Genomic DNA, 21,182 nt, shown 5'->3' on the forward strand with positions numbered 1-21,182 from the left:
GAATTCATTCAATTACTTTAGCAGTTTTAGCGCTTTTTTCTAAATTGAATTAATGCATGGTCTTAAACTGAAAAACCCGATTACTGTCCAAAACATTACTTTCCAACAATTTCTGCCCTTTTGCCGTCAGTTGCCACAGCATACGCTGACGATCATCGCGTCCTGTCGGCATGATCCATTCATTTTGACGCATCTGCAATTTAATCTCATGCAACGCCCGAATATTGACTTGAGCACGAGAAACCGCATGTGCCCTTGGCATCTCTTTGCGTGCATCTTCCAGACCCGTTTCATTTAAATATTCATTCATGCGTTTAGAAAAATATTCTTCAGGTGTTGGAATGACAAAAGCCGAGCCCAAAACATTCAGTAATTGTGCCCACGTCATTTTACGGTGTGGTTTAACTTCTTTGAAATTACCATCCTGATAAGCATGCATGCGATACTCAAAAGAATACAGTTCATGCATCGAGACTTTAGCAACATTGGTCAATGGATCTGTTTCACGATTACCGAGCTCTGTTTCCAGCTGTTTGACTTTGGCTCGCAATGCATCAATTTCATCACGTAGTACCTGTGTGTTTTGCGGACGCACCCACCCCACGACAGGATAACGCTCTAACATCTGCGGCATACTTGAACGAACAGCGAGTTCTAAATCTCTTAATGTGCGATAACAAAAGACTTGATCGACTTCATGTTGAAGCTGCTTTCTAAACTCTTTAAATTTTTCTTTTAATTCGGATTTGTGATCATGTAGTTTTGTATCACGCGATTCGGGATCTTCATGCATAAACACAATCACGGGCTTCTGTTTAGTCATCGCATAAATGTATTCCAGATGCATATAGCCCACACCTGAAACCGACTGCTCGCCATATTGGCTGCCCAAGAGAATCACCACATAATCACAATCATCAATTTGACGACGGGCAATTGATGTACTTAAAGGCGTACGTTGCTCTAAACCCCAAGACAGGAATCCCATTCCCACAAGAGTTTGTGCCAAAACCGCTCGCTCTGGTTGCATTTCATTGCCAGAGGTAGAAATAAAGACTTGATAACGAGTATCTTGCATAGGCGAAGCCCCAATTCATTTATCAATAATATCAAGTATGCATCTTGATTTTTATTAACAGCTAACCCCAATAAAATATATAAAACTGGCTCGATTTAGATATGGGAAACACCTAGATCATCCAAATTTCTAACTTTCCATGTTAATTGTTCTGGTATAAGGTGCTGAAGGACTGATTGCAGTGCGACAGCATTGTTACCACTGACATAACATTCAATACGTGTAATATTATGACGCAATTTGTCACATAATAACCCATTTTTAATTAAAATATAGGTTGTTTGTCGTGCAACTGCTTGTCCAGAATCAATTAATTTTAATTTTTCTGCAAAAATCTGATGAATTGCTTGTTTTAGAAATGGATAGTGCGTACATCCCAACACTAAATAATCAGCCCCCTGCTCAACCACAGGTTGAAGTATCTGTTGCAAGACATTTAAACACGCCTGACTCATCTCCTGACCGGCTTCAACAAACGGCACCAATTCTAAATTCGTCACTGTTAAAACATTGACACCAGCAGGTTCTGCAAATTTAGAGATAACATCTTTAATCAACTGACCGCGAAAGGTTGCAGGTGTCGCCAGTACTGCTACAACTTTTGACTGGGTTTGAATCACTGCTGGTTTCAATGCAGGCACTAAACCAACAATTGGAAATCGTTCACCATAATGGTCACGTAAATAATCCAAACTAAATGCCGAAGCTGTATTACATGCGACTACCGCAATTTTGCAGCCTTGACGATACAGCCATTCAATTGCTTGAGCCGTAAGCTGGCGAATTTCCTGATCGCTACGTGCCCCATACGGGACATGGGCTGTATCTGCATAGTAGATAATCCGCTCATTGGGTAAATGTCGGGCAATCTCCTGCGCGACCGACAATCCACCTACCCCTGAATCAAAAACACCAATAGGAGCATCTGATGATGCATGTGGCATAGGATTGAGTAAAAGAGGCATCGATTGAACAGCTGTCATACACACTTAGGCATTGGTTTATTCGCTCTTTTAAGCTTAAACCTCAGGTGCTCAAATGCAAGACCAAATCACCACTTTTTAGTGTTAAAACCGTCTCGCCCTGTGCATTTTCAGACAAACTGCCATAGTTCACGAGATGATAAAAACTCTGACGCTGAATCAATGCATTCATACCAAAGCGAACATGCACATAGGGCCTTAACTCACCGTCATATCCACGCATAAAAATGGGATGTTGCTCATCAACAATCACCACATCCTGATTGATTGTCGTCAGTTGCAAATAGGTTTTACCCTCTATTTCCACCTGATCTGCCTGATTAACGAGCAAAGGCTCATCTTCGACTTCAATTTCAATCTGTTCAACTGGGGTTTTGAGATAGAATTTGCCATCTTCTTTCCACAAGACTTTGCTAAACAGGTCGAGTAACGCTTGTCGTTTGACCAATTGACCTTCGTGCCACCATTCGCCATTGGCTTTTATGCGTAAATCCATTTTGCCGCAATGCTTTGGATGCCACTGGTCCAATGGGGGAATTGACCTTTTGTGACTTTGCTGTACATCTTTTATGTATTGTGCAATGTCGATTAAGTTTTTATCATCAGAAAACATGATTTTTCCCTGATTTTCTAAAGGGTTTTGTGGAGAATCATTTTCATTTATCATAGTTTATGCCTTGATGACGAGAAAATATGACCGCTCAGCCAATTGGCGAGACCAAGGTTTAAAACTATACTAGCCCAAACGTTTGCGAGCACATACTATCATTTGTGTTCGGCAATTCAGAACACTCATGGCAGCACCGAATCGCAATATTACGGTTGCCACCCTTAAAAATATGAGGAGTCCTACATGGAACACATCGAACGTGAAGCGATGGAGTTTGACGTAGTGATCGTTGGCGCAGGACCTTCGGGTTTATCTGCTGCGATTAAAATTCGTCAATTAGCGATTGAAAACAACCTACCTGATCTTTCTGTATGTGTTGTTGAAAAAGGCTCTGAAGTAGGTGCGCATATCCTTTCTGGTGCTGTACTTGAACCACGTGCCATGAACGAATTATTTCCAAACTGGAAAGAAGAAGGTGCGCCACTGAATGTCCCTGTAACGGGCGACGAAACATATTTCTTACTATCTGATAGCAAAGCACAAAAAATGCCGCATTGGATGGTGCCGAAATCAATGCACAACGATGGAAACTATGTGGTTTCTCTTGGTAACGTTGTTCGCTGGTTAGGTCAAAAAGCCGAAGAACTTGAAGTTTCAATCTTCCCGGGTTTTGCTGCTGCTGAAGTACTTTATCATGAAGATGGTACGGTAAAAGGCATCCAAACAGGTGATATGGGGATTGGCAAAAATGGTGAGCCAACACATAACTTCACGCCTGGCTATGAACTACATGCCAAATATACTTTATTTGCTGAAGGCTGCCGCGGTCACCTCGGTAAGCGTCTGATTGCCAAATACAATCTAGATAAAGATGCTGATCCGCAACATTACGGTATCGGGATTAAAGAACTTTGGGAAATTGATCCTGCAAAACATAAACCAGGTTTAGTGATGCATGGCGCTGGTTGGCCTTTGTCTGAAACAGGTTCTACTGGTGGTTGGTGGTTATATCACGCAGAAAACAATCAAGTCACCATGGGCATGATCGTCGATTTATCTTATGAAAATCCACACATGTACCCATTCATGGAAATGCAACGTTGGAAAACACACCCAACCATCAAGCAATTCCTTGAAGGTGGCAAACGTATTTCTTACGGTGCTCGTGCAGTAGTCAAAGGCGGCTTCAATGCTTTACCTAAACTTACCTTCCCAGGCGGTTGCTTGATTGGTGATGATGCTGGTTTCTTGAACTTCTCAAAAATCAAAGGCTCACACACTGCAATGAAATCAGGCATGTTGTGTGGTGAAGCAGTCTTTGAAGCGATTGCAGCGGGTGTTGCAAAAGGTGGCGATCTTGCGATTGCACGTGTGCTTGAAGGCGAAGACCACTTCGATAAAGAATTAACTGCTTACACAGATAAATATAACAATTCTTGGTTAAAAGAAGAGTTATATAGCTCGCGTAACTTTGGTCCAGCGATGCATAAGTTCGGTCAATGGATTGGTGGCGCATTTAACTTTATCGATCAAAACATCTTTAAAGTGCCATTCACTTTGCATGATCTTAAACAAGACTTTGCAGTGCTTAAAACTGTGGATGCTTCAACGTTTAAACCAAACTATCCAAAACCAGATGGCAAGTTGACCTTTGACCGTTTATCTTCTGTATTCGTATCAAATACTGTACATGAAGAAAATCAGCCAGCTCATTTGAAGTTGACTGATCCATCTATTCCAGTGGATGTAAACCTACCAAAATGGGATGAGCCAGCTCAACGCTACTGCCCTGCTGGTGTTTATGAAATCATGGAAAATGATGATGGTTCTAAACGCTTCCAGATCAACGCTGCGAACTGTGTACACTGTAAGACTTGTGATATCAAAGACCCATCACAAAACATTACGTGGGTAACGCCTGAAGGCGGCGGTGGTCCAAACTACCCGAACATGTAATTCAAAATAAAAAAATCCGAGTTTAGACTCGGATTTTTTTATGCTTTCGCTTTATTTGGCTGAAATGACACTTACCCTTTCTGCACTAAATAACGATATTCAGTATTACTGTTTTCATCCAGACTTTCTTCTTTCAATACCAACTCGTGTCCTAGATGCATACAAAATTTTGGAATATCCCATGATGTTGATGGATCTGTAGCCAATACTTCAACAATATCGCCCGACTTGGCTTTGCGAATGGCTTGATGCAACATCATCACAGGTTCAGGGCAACGTAAACCTCGCGTATTGATTTGAACAGCAGGAAGTTTTGGTTGTTCAGACATCATAAAACTCAAATATTCGAATTTTCACATTTTAGCATAAACTGCTGATATGAAAATCATCAGCAGATTTTTGAAAAACTGTACGTTTTTTACATAGTATTATTGATGCATATCCGCTTTATCTTCGGTATGATGAAAATCATCTAATTGATATAGAGAGTCTTTAGGAAAGATCATGGTCGAGGAATCCAGTCCATCGTGGGGTATGCGTGGCTTAAGAAAATGGTTAGGTACCGCACCTGAAACCCGCGATGAATTACTCAAGTTAGTTCAAGACTCACGTCGCTTTTTAGAGCCAGATACTGTTGCTATGCTTGAGGGTGTTCTCGATCTGCCAGCAACCAAGATTCGAGAAGTCATGACACCGCGTACAGCGATTATCAGCTTGCAGGAAGATGATCAATTACTTGATATTCTGCATGTGCTGATTGATTCGGCACATTCGCGCTTCCCAGTATTCTCTGCGGATCAAACGGATAATGTCGTTGGTATCTTATTAGCGAAAGATCTATTGCCCTTCTTAACCGAGCGCAATGTCAAAGTCGATATTCGCTCACTGATGCGTCAGCCTGTTTTCGTGCCTGAAAGTGCACGCTCAGACCAAGTGCTACGCATGTTAAAAAATACCCAGACCCATATTGCCATCGTGATTGATGAATATGGCTCAACATCGGGTTTAGTTACCCTCGAAGACATTCTTGAAGAGATTGTGGGTGAGATCGAAGACGAACACGATATCGCAGATGAAGAAGCACTATATATCGTCCCAGACAATGACCCAACCACAGCCAATACCTGGATTGTGCAAGCACTTACACCAATCGAACACTTCAACACTATTTTAGATGCAGATTTTTCTGACGATGAAGTTGAAACTATGGGCGGTTTACTGCTGCAAGAGATTGGTTTAGTGAGCGATTTACAAGGTCAAACCATTGAGCTTGGAGATTGGCAATTTACCATTATTGAAGCAGATGCACGCACTATCCATCTGATTCGAGCTGTCCGTCAATGAGAACCTATTTTGAGAAGCTGTTAAATCCATCTCAAGCACAAACTCAGCTTCCTTTTATTTTTCCACTGTTGATTGCACTGATTTCAGGAGCAATCTTTAGTTTGGCTTTAGCCCCATATTACTTTTGGTGGCTTGCGATTCTGTCGCCTGCACTATTGTATGCGGTATTACGTCAACGTAGCCCACGCCAAGCTTTTGCGCTGGGTTGGGCCTATGGTTTTGGTTTATGGTTTGTCGGTGCGTTCTGGCTATATACCTCAATCCATACCTATGGCGATACCAATGCCTTTTTAAGTATTTTGATGATTGTCTTTATGGCAGCAGCAATGGGCTTATTTACGGCGTTTCAAACCTGGTTGTATCGTCGCTTCTTCCCAGAAACACCGTTAACCTTCGCCCCTCTCTGGGTGTTATTTGAGTGGGCAAAAACTTGGGTATTCACCGGTTTCCCATGGTTATTTGCAGGTTATGCCTTCACTGAACGTTTACTCGATGGCTATGCACCTTTATTTGGTGTCTATGCCGTTTCTTTCGTGGTAATCGTACTGGCCTGTGCCTTAGTCGAGATTTTAAATCGTCGTTGGTTCTGGGCAATTCCTTCTGCACTGTTAGTATTAGGTGCTTGGGGAGCTGGTTTTATTCAGTTTGTGCAGCCTAAAGCAGCTAAACCGCTGAGTGTTTCACTGATTCAGGGGAATATTCCACAAGATCTGAAATGGTTAACTGAATATCAGATTAAAACTTTAGAAATCTATGCCACCCTGACACGTGCAGAATGGGGCCGTGATCTGATCGTTTGGCCTGAATCATCAATTCCAATGTTCCAGACCGATATTCAAGAATTCTTGGATGCAATGTCGGCACAGGCGAAGAAAACTGATACAGCTTGGGTCACAGGTATTCCCTATTGGGATCTAGCCAAATCCCAGCAAGTGGGTGAGCCGCTGTATTACAACAGCATTATGGCATCGGGTAGCGACTCCTTTGGCTTGTATAAGAAACAACGTTTAGTACCGTTTGGCGAATATATTCCATTGTCAGGCATGCTGAAATGGGTACTTCCGGCGATGCAGAATGATGTCAGCATGAGTGGTTTTTCACGTGGTGAAGCCAATCAAAAGCCACTGAATGTGAAAGGTCATGCACTGGCAGCCGCCATTTGCTATGAAGTGGCTTATCCAAACCTAACCCGTCGTAATGCTTCTAATAGTGACTTTTTAATCACCGTATCGAATGATGCATGGTTCACGGGGACGGCTGGACCTTGGCAACATCTGCAAATGGTACAGATGCGTGCCAAAGAAAATGGTCGTTGGTTTATTCGTGCCACCAATACCGGTGTGACCGCATTTATTGATCAGCATGGTCATATTGTCAAACAAGCGCCAATGGATCAAGAAGCGGTACTGCGCGGTGACTTACCTGCCATGCAAGGGCAAACACTCTACAATCGTTTAAGTGATTACCCGATCTTGATTTTCTCATTGCTTTTATTGATCGTAGGTTGGATCTATCGTCCGCGTAAAGTTGATATCAGCTTCAAATCACGTCGATAAATTACAGTAACTTTGTGCCCAGAGGAACATCAAACTCTGGGACACAAAGCGCAACATCCCCTTCTGCATTATGAAAACCCGTCACCAAACATTCTGACTGAATCGGGCCGATTTGTTTTTTTGGAAAATTGATGACCGCAACCACCAGTTTCCCAATCAAATCATCCAGCTGATACAGCTTGGTAATTTGCGCACTGGATTTTCTAACTCCAAGTTCTTCGCCAAAATCCACCTGCAAAATATAAGCGGGTTTTCGCGCTTGTTGAAACACTTCCGCCTGAATGATTCGGCCCACACGTAACTCTACCTTAGTAAAATCATTCCACTCGATCTGTTGCATGCTTTTCTTTTCCTTTATTCTCTTTTCAAGTCCAGTTGCAGCATAGCGAATCTATCCGACTCAATAAATACGCTTATTTTTATTTTCAATTGAGCAACTTCATGCTAAATTAATTTTGCTGATCATAAAGCCGTAAACGTTTACGTCAATCAACGTGCCAACATATCTCCAACAAGGCTTGGAGCTATTTGATCAAGATATTTTTTATCTTGGATAAGGCACTGGCGTTTGTTGGTTTACGGAGTAAAAAATGCAGAGTTCAAAATCTTCTTCTTTTAATTTTCAAAAAATTCCTAATCGTTACGTATCCATTGTTTTACCGTTCTTCTTGTCCATTATTATGACTTTTATTGTGTCTTGTATCAGTACGCTCAGAAGTATGGGTTTTGAGCAGTTCTCTTTTGCAACGTGGATGTCAGCATGGGGAATTTCTTGGCTGATCGCATTTCCTGTGCTGCTCTTGGTGTTACCTATCGTGCGTAAAATGACAATGCTCTTGGTTCGACCAGTTTAAATTTAGGCCATAAAAAACGTAGATCTTTGGTCTACGTTTTTTTGAACATCTTCGGCTTAGAAATTAATCGACAACTGCACCGATAAATACGCCACGAGACTGGATAAAAACAGCATCGGAATATATCGATAGGCTTTAAATACAAGCTGCTCATATTTAGAAATCAACTCATGGCTATCCCAGACACTGGTTTTTAGAGCACTTAAAAAGCACAATACAAACCATGCACTCAACATACTCAATGCAAAAAATCCGATCATGATTTGACTACTTCCTTCCGAAGCTTGCCACAAGCTTAAAGCTCCTTCACTAAAAGGCAATAAACTTAAAATGAGCAATACAGATTTAAGCATTGCCCAATGAAACTGATTCAGTTCATCCAACACAAAAAATGCTTTCATCTGATCTCCACATCTTATTTCAATGGCTTGAATTTATTATGCAAAGCTTTGATCTAAAGAAATAGTCTATTTTTCTGCATAATTTCTTTTTCTTGTAACTATCAAATATGGGAATAATTCTTATTATAACTCTCACATATTCAATATTTTATTCATTTTATATTTTTCAAATAGTTATGTTATTTTATTGAATTAAGAAACATTATCACTTCACTCTCTATTTATTTAATTCAAAAGTGAAGTGATATTTTATTCAAGCATTATGGCTGATAATAAATATCCGCATCATTGCCTTCGCCACCTTCTTTACCATCCGCGCCAAACGAATATAAATCAAATGCACGACCTTCACGACCTGGGATCACATACTGTAAATCATTCTCCCAACTGTCTTTTGGATAGCCGCCTTTGACATAACCACCCGGTAACCAGTTCTTTGCAGAAGCAGGTTGATTCACCAACGCATCTAGACCACCATCTTGCATCGATGGGTAACGACCATTGTCCAACTTATACTGATCCAAAGCACCCGCAACACCTTTTAAGGTAATACTGGTGGTATCCACTTTGGCCTTTTCACCACGACCCATCACGTTCGGAACGATCAGTGCAGCCAGAACACCTAAAATTACAATAACAACCATCACTTCAATGAGTGTAAATCCTGAGGCACGATTAAACCGAGCAACGCTCGGTCGGGTCGCAAGACGAGAAGCTATGCTTCGAGTGGCAGGATTCAAGCTAAGTCCAACATTTTGTTTATCCATTGAATTATTCATATTCATCTCTTACATGTCACTCATTAGATCATATTGTTCATATTAATAATTGGCAACATTACCGCAATCACAATCACCAATACAATTGCTGCCATAAAAATCAGCATCAAGGGTTCAAGTAACGCCAGTAAAGTTGAAATAAAGGTGGTCACCTCACGATCTTGCATAATAGATGCACGATCCAACATACGATCCAACTCACCAGAAGCTTCACCACTTCGAATCATTTGTACCATCATCGGTGGGAAATAACCGCAACGCTCTAATTGTGTTGCCAAATTACCACCTTCTGTTACACGCTCCATCGCCACTTCAATCGCATCACGAATCACCCAATTATTACTGACTTCAGCACCAATACGTAGGGCCTCAACCAAAGGCACACCTGAACGGGTCAGAATCGACAAGGTACTGGCAAAACGTGCCGCATTTATACCACGTGAAAGTTTACCAAATAGTGGCAATCTGAGTGTTAATCGGTCAAATGCATAATGCCCCGCATTGGTTCTTAAAAAACGGGTAAATACAATGATGGCAATAAAGGCAAGGATTAACATGCCAATCCAAGTATGCCGAATAAAGGCACTTGCCTTCATCAATGCGACCGTGATCCAAGGCAAGGCTTCTTTACTTTGTTCAAAGGTTTTGACAATTTCAGGCACGACATAGGTCATCAACCCCATCACAATCCCGAAAGACATCAGCATCAGCACAATCGGATAGATCATCGCACCCTGAATTTTCTTCTGCATGGCAAACCGATTTTCGGTGTAATCAGATAGCTGATCTAGAATCAAATCAAGATGCCCTGAACGCTCCCCAGCTGCAACCGTTGCAATATATAGCTCAGGAAATCGTCCCGATTGCTGCATACTTTTTGCCAGTGAATGCCCTTCCAGAACCTTAGACCGTACGGCGATTAATAGATTTTGGACATGTGATTTTTCACTTTGCTTACTGACGGCACGCAAGGCTTCTTCCAGTGGAATACCTGCAGCAACCAAGACTGAAAGCTGACGGGTCATTAATGCCAAATCATAGGCACTAAAGCTTTTTTTAAACCATGAGCGTTGTTGCTGTTTGTCTTTTTGCTCAACGGCATCGACCGCAATGGGTGTCCATGCTTTATCTCGTAACTGTTGACGAATTTGACGTGCAGAATCCCCTTCCAGCACACCTTTATGTTGCTTTCCTGAGGCATCAAGAGCGGTAAATTGATAAGCAGGCATGGTTCTGTTCTAATTGTCCCAAAATAGTTGTTGTTGCTATTGCATCCGTGTTTGCAATGAAATACATGAGTTTCACAAGAAATTCATCGACATAACACTCCGCACTTTAGCATAATTCCATGACATGCAGTCATGCCTTGTATAAGTTGTTTTAGTCAATAACGCAACCTAAAGGCTGAAGTGTCAATCCGCCCCTTATATGAATGAAGCCTATATGCCTAGCCAAAATTCTAACGCTATTTTGTACCGTATTCGAGTTGCAATACCCGTTTATGTGTACGACACGTTTGACTACACGGTCAGTGCTGAGCAGTATGTTCAAGCTCAAATCGGTGCACGTGTCGCGATTTCTTTTGGTCGGCAGAATCTTGTTGGGATCATTACAGAAAAAGTTGATCCGAACGAAGTATTTACAGGACAATTCAAACTTAAGGCCATCACAGAATTACTCGATCAGGAAACGATTCTAGACCAACAAGTTTTAACTTTGTTGACATGGTCAGCCCAATATTATCAATTCCCGATTGGTGAGGTGATGCAAAGTGCCCTACCAACCTTATTAAGACAAGGGCGTGCCTTGGATATCCTGTTTCACTTATGGAAAATCACACCGCATGAAGACCCAGCCTCTTTATTAAAACGTTCACAAAAACAATATGATGCTTATCAGGTTCTCAAACTGCATCCCAATGGCACGACTGAAAATGTTTTAAATCTGAGTGGCGTAGAAACCTCGACCCTAAAAGCCTTGGAGAAAAAGGGCTTGGTTGAATGCTGCCTTGAACCGCATGATTTTACACCAACACCTGTGCAACTGGCGCAAGTACCTTTGACGCCGAACGAAGATCAGAAAAAAGCGATTCAACAGATTCTCAAAGCACAGCATCAATACCAAGCATTTTTATTGGATGGTTTGACTGGCAGTGGTAAAACTGAAGTCTATTTGCAAGTCATGTATGAGGTATTAAAACAAGGTAAACAGGTGTTGGTACTGGTGCCTGAAATTGGCCTGACGCCTCAAACTGTGGCCCGTTTTAAATCACGCTTTCATTGTGATGTTGCCTTACTGCATTCGGGCTTAAATGACTCGAAACGCTTACAGGCATGGCAACATGCGCAAACGGGTAAAGCTTCAATTATTATTGGTACACGTTCTGCAATTTACACACCATTCCCTCATCTTGGCTTGATTATCTTGGATGAGGAGCATGACCTCTCTTACAAACAGCAAGAAGGTTTCCGCTACCATACCCGTGATGTGGCTTTATATCGTGGTCATTTACAGAACTGTCCTGTCATCCTCGGATCTGCAACACCAAGTATCGACAGTTATCATTTAGTAGAATCAGGTAAGTTACATTTGCTTGAACTGAATCAACGGGCGGGCGTGGCGGTACTGCCGAAAATGCATGTGGTTGATTTAAAAATCGCAAAAAAGAAGCATGGACTCAGCCAAACCCTGATCGAACAGATCAAGCATACCTTAGAGCGTAAAGAACAAGTGCTGATCTTTTTAAATCGACGCGGTTATGCGCCGATTCTGATGTGTGAAAGCTGTGGCTGGCAAGCCAACTGCCCCCACTGTGATGCGCACTTTACCCTACATTCACAGCCTTATCATTATTTGCATTGTCATCATTGCGGCACTATTAATCGCCTGCCTGATCATTGTCCTGCCTGTCAGAAGCAAAGCTTAAAAACCATTGGTGCAGGAACGGCAAAGCTTGAAGAACACTTACAAGAATTGTTTCCTCACAATGAGGTGATTCGGGTCGATCGTGACAGTACCAGCAAAGTGGGTAGCTGGCAGAAAATTTATGATCGCATTCAGCAAAATAAACCCAATATTTTGTTGGGTACACAGATGCTGGCCAAAGGTCACCATTTCCCACATGTGACACTCGTTGCGATTTTAGATATTGATGCAGGCTTGCTCAGTGTTGACCCGCGCGCACCTGAACGTACCGCACAACTGATTGTACAAGTTGCTGGTCGTGCTGGTCGAGGCGAGCATAAAGGCTGCGTTTATTTACAAAGTCTGCGCCCTGATCACCCGATGCTGACCACTTTAATTGAGCATGACTACCGCACTGTTGCGAAACAAATGCTGGCTGACCGCAAAATCGCGATGTTACCACCCTATCGTTATGCAGTATTGGTTCGGGTCGAATCTAAAGATCGAGACTATAGTCAGCAATTCTTAGCGGATATTGCACAACAATTACGGACAATGGCTGGAGATTTAGTCGATATTTGGGGACCGATTCCCGCACCGATGGAACGTAAAGCAGGCCGTTATCGCGCACATATGGTGATTTTGTCTAGCGATCGAGCAAAACTGCATTTTTATTTGCGCCAATGGTGGCAACACGTCGTACACTTACCTCGCCAGCATCTACTGAGGCTATCGATTGATGTTGATCCGCAAGAGTTTAGTTAGAAGCTAAGCTTGTTCAAGTTATCGAACGTTTTCCAATATCATCTTTTCAGATCATATTTTTACAGACGACTCATTTGAGTTAGTCTAGACAAAATAGAAAAATTTGAGGCATTCAATGTCTTTACTGCTACCGATTATTTTTTTACTGGCTGCGACTTTAATTTTTGTTCCATTAGCAAAACGTTATGCCGCCAATACTGTTCTGGGTTATCTGATTGCAGGGCTTTTACTTGGCTCCAGCGTTTCGGGCCTGATCGAAGATCCTCAGCTCATCAATCAGCTGCTGCATTTTGGTATGATTGCAGTCATGTTCTTTGTCGGTTTTGCTTTTCGACCGCAACAACTTTGGCTCGAGCGTAGAGGCATTCTAAAAAACAGCGGATTACAACTCCTAATCATTAGCCTTGTTCTGATTGGCGCATGTTTTTTACTTTTTAATGATGTGCTGACCAGTCTGATTGTCGGATTTGCTTTAGCACTTTCCGCTGTGATCTTACCGCAGCAGCTTTTACAACAAAAACAGCAGCTCAACAGCAAACTAGGACAAGCGACTTTAGCAACCTTGCAATTTCAAGCCTTTGTTGCCGTCATCTTGATTGTGTTATTTCCATTACTTGAAGACACTGCTTCTACACGGCATGGCATTGCCTATTTTGCAGCCATCACCGCGACATTTTCAGGATTATTCTTAGCCAGCCGCTATTTAGTTCGCCCAGCATTCCGTTTTTTAGCACGGAAAAATAGTATCCACCTCATTCCTGTACTCAGTTTATTGGTCTTACTTTCTGTCATCCTCATCATGGATATTTTAAATATTCATATTCTAATTGGTGCATTTCTGGGAGGCTTATTACTCGCAGAGACAGAATTTAAAAGTGAAGTTGAGCGTATTCTTGAACCCTTTAAAGATGCAGCGACAGGCTTATTTTTTCTGGCCATTGGCTTGGGTCTTTCACTGCAACCCCTTATCCAAACACCATTATTGATCATCGCATCAATCTTTGGTTTAGTTGTAATAAAGGCTGCTGTTGTTACAGCAATCAGCTATTATCAACAACGCCATGCCAAGCTCAGCACACTGTTTGCAATCACCTTGGCGCAAAGTGGTGAACTCAGCTTTATTCTGATCAAGCTGGCAGAAAGCGAAAGTTTAGTCAGCAAAGCGTTATTAGAACCGATGTTCCTGATTATATTGGGTTCAATGCTATTGACCCCACTGCTGTATTGGTTATTTGATTCAAAAATTTTACCAAAGTTGCAGAAGAGGGTATCAGTACAGATTGACGATATCCCTCAACACCCGATTCTTATTTTGGGCTTTGGCCGTTTTGGTCAGGTCATCGCACGGGCCTTACACGCTCAAGGCAAACAATTCAGTGTCATTGATAGCAATCAACCCGACGCTGATTTTATTGAACAATATGGACATCGTTTCTTTGATGCTGATGTCACCCAAGTCGAGAACTTACGTGCTGCAGGCATTGAATATTGTAAATTATTGATTATTGCAATTGATGATGTTGAAGACAGTATGAATCTGGCACGGCATCTACGTTTGAACTATCCAGATTTAACCCTGTTTGTACGAGCACGTGACCGCCATCATGCGCATTTACTCAATGATTTAGGCGTACAACATATTTGGCGTGAAACCTATGCTTCATCGTTAAATATGGCACAACAGGCATTGATTGAAACTGGTCTCTCCGTTGAAGATGCACATATTCAAATTGAGCGCTTTAAACAGGAAGATAAAAAACTGTTGAACCAGCAACATTGGTCCCATGATCAACAAGATGTCCTTGAAAACTATCCAAGCGCTATTGCCGAGCTTGAGTATTTGTTTGAAAACACAAAAACTTTAAGATCAGATCGCTTGAGCAATGATCAAAACACACAAAGTGATGCAAATTCACTCAATGAAACATCTTGAGTTTTGGCAAACTGACACCATTATTGACTGCATAACCATGCACCTTTTTTATAAAGCCTGAAGTGCTTTACAAGGCAAAGCGTTGCTTTGTTTTCCCCTTAGGGGGTACTGGAGAAAAATATGTCTGATTTACGCCAACGCTTTTTTATCGAAGACTGCCCTGTTCGTGGTGAAGTAGTGCATTTAGAAGAAGCGCTTCAAACTATTTTGGCGCAACGTGAATATATGCCTGCGGTACAAAGCCTGTTAGGTGAAATGCTCAGTGCAACAGCCCTACTTGCCAGTACACTCAAAATTCGTGGCCGTATTAGCTTACAGATTCAAGCAAATGGAACTTTTAAATGGGCCATGGCTGAGTGTAACCATTTAGGTGAAGTCCGCGCATTGGCCGATTATGAAGAAGATCCTCGTTTCGTTGAAGGTGGCGACAGTCGTACTGTGCTTGCGGCTTTAAGCAATCCAGTGCTGTTCATCAATATTGAACCTGAACACGGCGAACGCTATCAAGGGATCGTACCACTTGATCAACCGACCTTGGCAGGTTGCTTGACACAGTATTATGATTTGTCTGCACAAATCCCAACCCACATTGTATTGGCAACCAATAACCAACGTTCGGGTGGTCTATTGATTCAGCTACTTCCTCGTAATGATGAAGAAGAACAAAAGTTGGTTGATGAAGATCTATGGCCACGTTTGACCATGCTGACTGAAACCCTGAAACCAGAAGAGTTAACCGATCTTCCTGCAAATGAAATCCTGTATCGTTTGTATAACGAAGAAGAAGTGCGTTTACCTGAAGTTGAACAGTTAAAGTTTGGCTGTACGTGTTCTAAAGAACGTTGTGCCAATGCCTTGATCCAAATCGGCGTTACTGCAGTTCATGAAACACTGGAAGCTCAAAACCCAATCCAGATGGATTGTCAGTTCTGTAATACCCGTTATGAATTTACTGCAGAAGAAGCTTTAGGTTTATTCGGTGAACATTTAAGTTAATTGACTAAATGTTAAAAATAAAAAAAGACGGGCTTCCGTCTTTTTTTATTTTGTATTAAGGTCTATGCGATAAAACAATTTTCAAATCTCCCAATAACATAGACCTTAATTTTGCCTTATGAATTACTTCGAATACTTGCTGTTTATCATCAGTGTGGTGGTGCTGATTGCCACACCTGGGCCTGTGATGATTTTAGTCGCTAGTGCGGGCCTTAAGGGTGGCTATAAAAAAGCACTGGAGACGATTTTTGGAACTAATTTCGCTTCTTTAATCCTGATTTTTATTTCAGTACTGATTCTCAAGGGTTTTCTCACCATTGATGAAAACTACCTAAAAGCCATTCGCATATTAGGTTGCCTTTATATTGCTTATCTGGGCTATAGCATTATTAAAGAAGTGCTTCAGGCACCGTATCCAACCGCCATCCAAACCGTGTCTGCACAAAGTGGCGGCTTTAAAAAAGGCTTTTTGGTGGGGATTTCCAATCCGAAAGATATTATTTTCTTTTCGGCTTTTTTCCCGCAGTTTATTAACATCTCACCGAATATCAATTTCAGTTTAAGCCTGCTCACAGTGACCTGGATTGTCTTGGATTTCCTCACCTTGTCTTTAGTGTATCTGTTCTTCCGCAGCCTATCTCAGAGCCGTATTTACCCAAAGATTCTTGGTCTATGTGGTGTTTTATTGGTCTTAATTGCGCTCTATGGACTGGTCGATACCTTTATCTAAAATCAACATCAAGTCCACATTAAAAACCTTAACGATGTAGATTCTTAGCCAAACAGAACAAGTCTTATACAATCGAATCCATTGAAATCTCTTGGATTCGTTTCATAATGAAACAAACACATCATTATATTTATTATAGATCATGGCAAAAAATTATTATGAAGAGCTCGGTGTTTCAAGAGACGCCTCAGCAGATGAGATCAAAAAAGCCTATCGAAAATTGGCACGTAAATACCACCCTGACATTAGCAAAGAAGCCGATGCTGAAGCCAAAATGCAGGCGATTAATGTCGCCTATGACACTTTGAGTGACAGTACTAAAAAAGCAGAATATGACCAAATGCTAGATCATCCACAAGGTTTCTCTAATTTTGGGCAAGGCAATCAAAGTGGTTTTGACGGTTCACAGTTCTATCGCCAAAGTTCGGGTGATGGTGCTGACTTTAGCGGATTTGAGGACTTATTTGGCCGTTTTGGTTCTGGCTTTGGTGGAGGACAGCAACGCTCTCAACGTCAACAACGTAGCTATCGTGGTGAAGACCAGCACGCCAGCATTCAAGTCGATTTAGATATTGCTTATCATGGTTCAACTCAACAAATTACCCTACAAATTCCGACTTATAACGTCTATGGTGAACCTGAGGTACAACGTAAAACCTTAGAGGTTAAAATTCCAAAAGGTATGAAGGAAGGTCAACAAATCCGCTTAAACGGTCAAGGTCAAACGGGTACCAATGGCGGTGAAAATGGTGATCTTTATATTGAAATCCAATATAAAGACACTGACCGAATTCGTGTTGAAGGCGCTGATGTGTATCAAACTATTGATGTCAGCCCTTGGGAAGCAGGTATCGGGCAAAGTATCGAGCTCAGTACCCCTGCTGGACAACTCAAAGTTAACTTACCCAAAAATGCAAAAAATGGGCAACAGCTACGTTTAAAAGACAAAGGGATTCCAAACAAAACTGCGGGACATTTGTATCTGATCATTAATATTGTTTTACCGCCAGTGCACAATGAGCAAGATCAGCAGGCTTATCAACAATTTGCCGATTCATTTGCTTCATTCCGACCTCGCGCCTCATAAGGAGTAAGATCATGACAACCATTCAATACAAAGAAATTCAATATGACGGTCACAGCCAAGTTGAAATCATTGATGAACAATTGGCACTTGATCTTGAGCACTTCGCTGAGGCATGCGGTCAAAGTACCGATTGGGTGTTAAAACTGATTGATTATGATATTTTGCAAATCTCAGTAGAACCGCAAAGCTATCAGTTTATTGGTGAAGATGTGAGTCGGGCTAGACGTGCTTACCGTTTACAACGTGACTTCGATGCAAGCTTATCAGCTGTAGCAGTAATGTTGGATTTAATCGATGAAGTGCAACACCTTCGCAAACAGCTCAAACATTTTCATTAAGCCATCCTGCAAATGACCAAGTCTAAATTATTTTAGCTTGGTCATTTTCTCCACTTCTTTCAGCGTTTGCTTAATCGGTTCATAGTCCAAGAACCACAACAAATTAAAATTACGCTGCTTATGTTGCTGTGCCAGTAAATCAATCACACTGCGTTCACCACGCCCGACCAAATGCTGTTGATAAAAATAATACAGTAAAAATACTGTGCTCATCAGCATCACACCCAGCATAATCCAGAAGCCAACAGGTGATTTCAGTCCTGGAATAAACTCAAAGTTCATCCCATAAACGCCAGTCAACAAGGTCAGTGGTGCAAAGATGGCGGTAATGATTGCCAAGATGCGCATGTTCTCATTGGTTTGATTAGCAATTGCAGAGAAGTGTAAATCGATGGCTGATTGAATCGCATTTCTTAAACGCAAGGTATGCTTTTGCACACGCTCAACATGACTCATCAGATCGTTTAAACGCACCAGTAAAATGTCTTGCGCCTTATGCTTATGCTCACCGACAACATGATGATAATTATCGACTAATTCATCTCTAAACTCTTGCAGAGTCTCGATCTGTTCCTCACACAGATTTTCGATTTGCTGAAAAGCCATATCCTCATGAAACAATTGATGCCACTGCTTAAAGCGACGATTGCCTTGCAACAACTGCTGTTGCCAATATTCAACACGGCGGGTTAAGGGTGTACGTAAATTCAGATAACCATCAATCATGCTATTCAGTAGGCGCAGACATAAATCAGCAGGTGTCGCCGCCAATTTCCGCGGTTTATTCTGCTCAATGATCGGTCGCCCCATAATGGTCTGAATACGTTGAATATAGCTCTCTACCGCTTGATTACCCTGCTCCCTCACACTCACCAAAACCGTGGGTGTTAAGATGAAACTCATGGGTGTGGTCGCTAAACCAAAAACACTTTCATGCGATTCTGAGGAGCTATCATTTGCCAAAATTTGGTCATCTGGGCTAATCAGTTTGCGGAACACCAACAGGTCATATTCCTCCACCGTATCAAATGCACAAGGATGTTCAATATTCAGTAAATCCCGCAAATGGAATTCATTCAGTACCAATCCTGTATGCTCATAAATATTCTTCTGCCAAGCCTCTGTATGATTCACCAGATCTTGCCTAAGACTATCGACCCATAAAAATTCAAGCGTATGTTCTGTTTGTTGTTCCGCACTGATAAAAATCGTATTTTCACTGTTATGACGATAAAAATAATAAAGTTGCATAGGACAATAGAAATTAGAATGGCATAAGAAATGCTGCCATGAAGCCAGATAAAAAGCTACGGCTATTACAGGACTGAAACGACATCCAATAAAAAAGCCTCACATGCAAAGCATGGAGGCTCTTCCGAATCTCAGGAAGATTACACTTCTTTTTTCTCAACCGCACCATATTTAAGGGCTTGATCAAGTTGCTCTTTATCCAGTGCATTATCCCACTTTGCAACTACAATGGTTGCACAAGCATTGCCGACTAGATTGGTCAATGCACGGCATTCTGACATGAAACGGTCAATACCAAGAATCAATGCCATACCCGCCACTGGAATTGCAGGAACAACTGACAGTGTTGCAGCCAAGGTAATAAAGCCCGCACCTGTGATGCCTGCTGCACCTTTAGAGCTCAGCATCGCGACCAATAGAATCGTGATTTGTTGTGTAAGGGTTAATTCAATATTACATGCCTGAGCAATAAACAGTGCCGCCAAAGTCATGTAAATGTTGGTACCATCCAAGTTAAATGAATAACCAGTTGGAATAACCAAACCAACCACCGACTTTTCACAGCCTGCTTTTTCCATTTTCGCCATCAATGACGGTAATGCTGCTTCCGATGAGCTTGTTCCGAGTACCAACCAGAGTTCATCTTTAATATAACGAATCAAATCAATAATCGAGAAGCCATTATAGCGTGCCACTGCACCCAAAATAACAATCACAAACAACAAAGCGGTAATGTAGAAGGTCGCAATCAATAGCATCAAATTACCGATTGAACTGATCCCATAAGCACCAATGGTAAAAGCCATGGCACCGAATGCACCAATCGGCGCAAACTTCATCAACATACCCACTAAGGTAAATACTGGCGTGGTGAGCTGCTGTAGAAAATCAGTGACTGGACGACCTAAATCACCTGATTTTGCCAAAGCTAAACCAAACAACACCGCAACAAAGAGGACTTGAAGAATTTGACCTGATACGAATGGACTGACCAATGTATCCGGGATGATATTCATCAAGAAGCCCGTAATAGTTGACTCGTGCGCTTTGGCAGCATATTCATCAACTTTGGTACTGTGCAAGCTGCTTGGATCAATATTCAAACCGTGACCTGGCTCAATCACATTTCCGACAATCAAACCCACGATCAAAGCTAAAGTGGAGAAGGTCAAGAAATAGATCATGGCCTTCGCTGTAACCCGACCTACGCTGCCGAGATTTTTCATTCCCGCGATCCCTGTCACAACGGTCAGGAAAATCACAGGAGCAATAATCATTTTGACTAATTTAATGAAGGCTTCGCCCAGCGGCTTTAAGCTTTCACCCAATTCTGGGAAGAAATGGCCTAATAATATCCCCGCGACAATTGCGAAGATCACTTGCACATAGAGAATCTGATAAAACTTTGGTTTCTTTGGAGGCTGTTGGTCATCTTGACCTGTGGCGACATGATCGACAAGCATGTGCGATATTCCTTCATATTGAGATGAACAAATCGACTTCCGACTGTCTATCTAAAACCACATAAACGCAGGCAGGCACGGAAATTTGGGGAATTCTACGTTAATTGCGAGGCACACAATTAAGGCATTAGACCAATGTCTAATATCAAGAAAT

Annotated in this window: 20 protein-coding genes; 10 read left to right on the plus strand and 10 right to left on the minus strand. The window is 41.8% G+C overall.

Features of this window, described 5'->3' with window-relative positions; genetic code table 11:
- Positions 1–49: 49 nt before the first annotated feature.
- From F896_RS01640 to F896_RS01630, 3 genes are all read right to left on the minus strand, one after another.
- Positions 50–1,078, minus strand: a complete 1,029-nt coding sequence (locus F896_RS01640; protein ID WP_004802409.1) for a DUF4062 domain-containing protein — start codon at positions 1,076–1,078, stop codon at positions 50–52.
- A gap of 95 nt (positions 1,079–1,173) precedes the next feature.
- Complete coding sequence (gene murI / locus F896_RS01635; RefSeq protein ID WP_016165042.1) at positions 1,174–2,061, minus strand: glutamate racemase; 888 nt, start codon at positions 2,059–2,061, stop codon at positions 1,174–1,176.
- A 43-nt stretch (positions 2,062–2,104) separates the two neighbouring features.
- Positions 2,105–2,728: a DUF1285 domain-containing protein gene (locus F896_RS01630; RefSeq protein WP_016165043.1), complete on the minus strand. Its 624-nt coding sequence runs from the start codon at positions 2,726–2,728 to the stop codon at positions 2,105–2,107.
- A 186-nt stretch (positions 2,729–2,914) separates the two neighbouring features.
- Between F896_RS01630 and F896_RS01625 the strand changes: the two genes are divergently transcribed.
- Positions 2,915–4,627, plus strand: coding sequence for an electron transfer flavoprotein-ubiquinone oxidoreductase (locus F896_RS01625; protein ID WP_005192081.1), 1,713 nt, complete (start codon positions 2,915–2,917; stop codon positions 4,625–4,627).
- Positions 4,628–4,698: 71 nt separating this feature from the next.
- On the opposite strand, the gene tusA is transcribed toward F896_RS01625, so the two are convergent.
- Complete coding sequence (gene tusA, locus F896_RS01620; RefSeq protein ID WP_005278661.1) at positions 4,699–4,956, minus strand: sulfurtransferase TusA; 258 nt, start codon at positions 4,954–4,956, stop codon at positions 4,699–4,701.
- Positions 4,957–5,131: 175 nt separating this feature from the next.
- On the opposite strand from tusA, the gene F896_RS01615 reads away from it, so the two are divergent.
- Positions 5,132–5,971 carry an HlyC/CorC family transporter gene (locus F896_RS01615; RefSeq protein WP_004802396.1) on the plus strand — a complete coding sequence of 280 codons (840 nt, stop codon included), beginning with the start codon at positions 5,132–5,134 and terminating at the stop codon, positions 5,969–5,971.
- Positions 5,968–7,527 (plus strand): apolipoprotein N-acyltransferase, encoded by a 1,560-nt coding sequence (lnt, locus tag F896_RS01610; protein ID WP_016165044.1) that lies wholly within the window; start codon positions 5,968–5,970, stop codon positions 7,525–7,527. Before F896_RS01615 ends, lnt begins: the two co-directional genes overlap by 4 nt.
- Position 7,528: 1 nt before the next feature.
- On the opposite strand, the gene F896_RS01605 is transcribed toward lnt, so the two are convergent.
- A complete protein-coding gene (locus F896_RS01605; RefSeq protein WP_016165045.1) occupies positions 7,529–7,867 on the minus strand; it encodes a tRNA-binding protein in 339 nt (112 codons plus the stop codon).
- 250 nt (positions 7,868–8,117) lie between these two features.
- On the opposite strand from F896_RS01605, the gene F896_RS01600 reads away from it, so the two are divergent.
- Positions 8,118–8,381, plus strand: a complete 264-nt coding sequence (locus F896_RS01600) for a DUF2798 domain-containing protein (protein ID WP_016165046.1) — start codon at positions 8,118–8,120, stop codon at positions 8,379–8,381.
- A gap of 56 nt (positions 8,382–8,437) precedes the next feature.
- Here F896_RS01600 and F896_RS01595 read toward each other — a convergent pair whose 3' ends face one another.
- From F896_RS01595 to gspF, 3 genes are all read right to left on the minus strand, one after another.
- Positions 8,438–8,782, minus strand: coding sequence for a hypothetical protein (locus F896_RS01595; RefSeq protein ID WP_016165047.1), 345 nt, complete (start codon positions 8,780–8,782; stop codon positions 8,438–8,440).
- Positions 8,783–9,042: 260 nt separating this feature from the next.
- On the minus strand, positions 9,043–9,561 hold the full coding sequence (gspG, locus tag F896_RS01590; RefSeq protein ID WP_016165048.1) for a type II secretion system major pseudopilin GspG: 519 nt from the start codon (positions 9,559–9,561) through the stop codon (positions 9,043–9,045).
- Positions 9,562–9,584: 23 nt separating this feature from the next.
- Complete coding sequence (gspF, locus tag F896_RS01585) at positions 9,585–10,790, minus strand: type II secretion system inner membrane protein GspF (protein ID WP_005210216.1); 1,206 nt, start codon at positions 10,788–10,790, stop codon at positions 9,585–9,587.
- A gap of 214 nt (positions 10,791–11,004) precedes the next feature.
- Here gspF and F896_RS01580 point away from each other — a divergent pair, with 214 nt between their 5' ends.
- The 6 genes from F896_RS01580 to F896_RS01555 all read left to right on the plus strand — a co-directional run bounded on the left by F896_RS01580 (position 11,005) and on the right by F896_RS01555 (position 18,314).
- Positions 11,005–13,230, plus strand: a complete 2,226-nt coding sequence (locus F896_RS01580) for a primosomal protein N' (protein WP_416201945.1) — start codon at positions 11,005–11,007, stop codon at positions 13,228–13,230.
- 115 nt (positions 13,231–13,345) lie between these two features.
- Entirely contained in the window at positions 13,346–15,163 is a 1,818-nt protein-coding gene (locus F896_RS01575; RefSeq protein ID WP_016165050.1) for a cation:proton antiporter domain-containing protein, read from the plus strand.
- Positions 15,164–15,283: 120 nt separating this feature from the next.
- Positions 15,284–16,159 (plus strand): Hsp33 family molecular chaperone HslO, encoded by an 876-nt coding sequence (hslO, locus tag F896_RS01570; protein WP_016165051.1) that lies wholly within the window; start codon positions 15,284–15,286, stop codon positions 16,157–16,159.
- 118 nt (positions 16,160–16,277) lie between these two features.
- Positions 16,278–16,889: a LysE family translocator gene (locus F896_RS01565; RefSeq protein WP_016165052.1), complete on the plus strand. Its 612-nt coding sequence runs from the start codon at positions 16,278–16,280 to the stop codon at positions 16,887–16,889.
- 142 nt (positions 16,890–17,031) lie between these two features.
- Complete coding sequence (locus F896_RS01560) at positions 17,032–17,976, plus strand: DnaJ C-terminal domain-containing protein (protein ID WP_016165053.1); 945 nt, start codon at positions 17,032–17,034, stop codon at positions 17,974–17,976.
- Between the two features lie 11 nt (positions 17,977–17,987).
- The gene (locus F896_RS01555; protein WP_016165054.1) at positions 17,988–18,314 is read left to right on the plus strand and encodes a chaperone modulator CbpM; all 327 of its coding nucleotides are present in this window, start codon (positions 17,988–17,990) and stop codon (positions 18,312–18,314) included.
- 27 nt (positions 18,315–18,341) lie between these two features.
- Here the strand turns inward: F896_RS01555 and F896_RS01550 are convergent, their stop codons facing one another.
- Together F896_RS01550 and F896_RS01545 are read right to left on the minus strand one after the other, a co-directional pair.
- Positions 18,342–19,565 carry a magnesium transporter CorA family protein gene (locus tag F896_RS01550; RefSeq protein WP_016165055.1) on the minus strand — a complete coding sequence of 408 codons (1,224 nt, stop codon included), beginning with the start codon at positions 19,563–19,565 and terminating at the stop codon, positions 18,342–18,344.
- A gap of 140 nt (positions 19,566–19,705) precedes the next feature.
- Complete coding sequence (locus F896_RS01545) at positions 19,706–21,028, minus strand: dicarboxylate/amino acid:cation symporter (protein ID WP_016165056.1); 1,323 nt, start codon at positions 21,026–21,028, stop codon at positions 19,706–19,708.
- Between the last annotated feature and the right edge of the window lie 154 nt (positions 21,029–21,182).

The organism is Acinetobacter genomosp. 15BJ, assembly GCF_000400715.1.
GTDB lineage: Bacteria > Pseudomonadota > Gammaproteobacteria > Pseudomonadales > Moraxellaceae > Acinetobacter.